This is a genomic window from Natronospira sp. (assembly GCF_007134575.1).
Classification (GTDB): domain Bacteria; phylum Pseudomonadota; class Gammaproteobacteria; order Natronospirales; family Natronospiraceae; genus Natronospira; species Natronospira elongata.
Map to the genome: position 1 here is coordinate 1 of NZ_SLKM01000318.1, position 2,543 is coordinate 2,543.

Annotated in this window: 2 protein-coding genes; both read left to right on the forward strand. The window is 43.7% G+C overall.

Features of this window, described 5'->3' with window-relative positions:
• A partial coding sequence (locus ACJWXQ_RS12935) for a T9SS type A sorting domain-containing protein (protein ID WP_406672965.1) occupies positions 1-1,312 on the forward strand: 1,312 nt, incomplete at its 5' end.
• A gap of 86 nt (positions 1,313-1,398) precedes the next feature.
• Positions 1,399-1,590 carry a PID-CTERM protein-sorting domain-containing protein gene (locus tag ACJWXQ_RS12940; RefSeq protein WP_406672966.1) on the forward strand — a complete coding sequence of 64 codons (192 nt, stop codon included), beginning with the start codon at positions 1,399-1,401 and terminating at the stop codon, positions 1,588-1,590.
• Positions 1,591-2,543 lie beyond the last annotated feature (953 nt).

Sequence of the window (2,543 nt, forward strand, 5' to 3'; positions counted from 1 at the left end):
CAAGTCAAATCATTTCCCCTTTGGAGATCCGAATGTTTGGTTATGGCCGAATGTTTCCGGGGATGACCAAGCCGATTGGGAGGTTCTTTCAGACTTAACAGCCACCATACCTGCTGGCACCGGATTTTTATTAAGTAAATTTGAACAAAACGTTTTTAATGATCCAGACTCTGAAGGTCCGGTTGCGTTATCGGTAAACTCGAGTACCGAACATACGGGTGATGTTTCTCCCCCGTTGAACAGTGATCCAAACGGATTCACACTTGTAGGCAACCCCTATTATAGTGCAATAGATTTCAATGCGCTTACCACAAATAATTTAACTGGTGTGGCATATATATGGGATCACTCTATTTCACCCGATGGCGGTTGGGTATCCACTACCGGAGAAGATATTAACGGTACAGTTATTGGCGAGATACCGGGTGGATTGATTCATTCATTCCAGGGCTTCTTTGTACAGAATAATGGTGCCGATGCATCACTTACATTTACTGAAGCCTCAAAGTCCAACAGTACAGCCGAATTTTTTGGCAAAACACAGCAAAAAAACTATATACGTCTCGAAATGAGTTCAGGTGAGATCAGCAGATCTGCATGGATGACGTTTTCTGATCGTGGCTCGTTTGACCAAATCAGAGGGGATGCGCTTCAGTTGGAGGCCATGTCTGCCAATTATGCTATGCTTGCCTCCAGGAAAGCTGACGGTACGCTGTTTGATATAGGTCACTATCCAATCCCTGCCGAGGATTTTGAGGTGCCACTTAGAATGGAGACAACGATACCGGGCACCTATACCATCACGGTAACGGACCTGGAGCTGGTGCTGAACCATGATCTGTACTTCACAGACCGTAAAACCAATACCAGGCTGCGGATTGATGAATCGTTCAGCTACGAGTTTACCATTAGTAATGGAGCTGCAAAAATAGTCAGCCCCGACACTGATCGATGCAGCATGGGAGTGACTCAATTGTCCAAGGGTGTGGGAGACGACAGGTTCGTGATAACAACACGTGCATCTGCTGAAGTTGATAATGACCTACCACAGGATGTCAGGCTCAAGCAGAACTATCCGAACCCGTTTAACCCCACTACAGCCATTGAGTACACATTGCCCAAGAATGCGAATGTAACTCTTGAAGTTTATAACATGCTGGGTCAGCGGGTTGTTGCTCTTGCAGAAGGCCAGCAGACTGCCGGCATCCATACGGTAAACTTCGATGCTACTCATTTAACAAGCGGTGTGTATATCTACAGGTTAACAGCGGGCTCTACAGTTCTCAACAAGAGAATGACACTCGTCAAATAAAATAAACGATTACCGGCCCGTACAGATAGTGGGCCGGTTAAAATTTTCAGTAGCTCACGAATGTTAAAAAACAAACCATAAAGGCCATGAAAAAAGTAATATTAATCGTAATCGTTATTGTGATAGCAGTAATTTTTCTGCCAGACCTTTTAATGGGACAAGCTCCTCCGCCTCCGCCAAACAAACCAACACAAGCGCCTATCGATGGAGGTTTAGCTTTATTAGCTGCTGCAGGTGGGGCTTATGGGTTAAAGAAACTGAGAGATAAGAAAAAGTAGTTCAGTACACTGCTTGATCCCGTTTTCTTTATTTTTGTTATGAAGATTTAATTCAAGAATCCCTTGTCATTCGTTTAACAAGGGATTTTTTTGTTATAATGCTATGGGAGAATCTAAAATGGAGTGTTCAACGTATCAGGTACGTTTTCGCTACCTTTTTACTTAAGCCTGTTCTACAAAATTTTTATGCAATTTGGCCTTGATAAAGAAAAAATTTCATTACGTGGGAAAAAGATGAGCTTAGTGAGAAATCCGGGCTAAGCCTCGTGGCCTGTTTTTGGCCTCGACTTTCGCCCATCGTGATCCCGAATCGTCTTTTTAGGCTTTTCAAGACACTCCCGGCTATAGGCAATGACCATTACTGCAGCGATGCGAGCATTGGCAAAGACTGTATAAGGGAAGTGCTTGGTTCTCCATCGTTCAGACAGAGGCTATTAAAAAGGATTCTCACTTTATGCAACCAGGCTTTTATCTGAGTCTCAACCTCAGAGAGACGGATAAATCATCTTGAGTGGATTTGTGTGTCGGGTCTCCAGCCTAAATGAATCTCTATGCCAAACTGTTCAGGATTAGCTCCAGGTTGTGTCTGTCCCAACACCTATAGACAACCAGAAAGATCCATATACTGATCTCCACTGGCCCGGTCGCTAAAGTTTGCTCAACCCTTTCAAGGCTAAAAAGTTTTAAAAATATATCGGCTTGGTATGAATGGTTATTCTTCCACAGACTTTATAAACTGGTAATAATATTGCGCTGGGTATTTAGGCGGGCATTATCTTTGTTTTGGTCCGCACCAGCTATTGATGATAAAACCCCATCACCTCATTGTCATCGAGGCAACTCATAGCGGATTTCAGGGAGCTGTATGCTCCGCAAACTGAAATCACAACTCAAATATCTCATTCATTTTTCATTTCACACCTGGCTTACAGCCCCAGCCCGAATGTGTGCTG

Excerpts from the sequence above, each read along its gene's own strand:
- ACJWXQ_RS12940 (WP_406672966.1), top strand. The coding sequence starts at position 1,399 with ATGAAAAAAGTAATATTAATCGTAATCGTTATTGTGATAGCAGTAATT.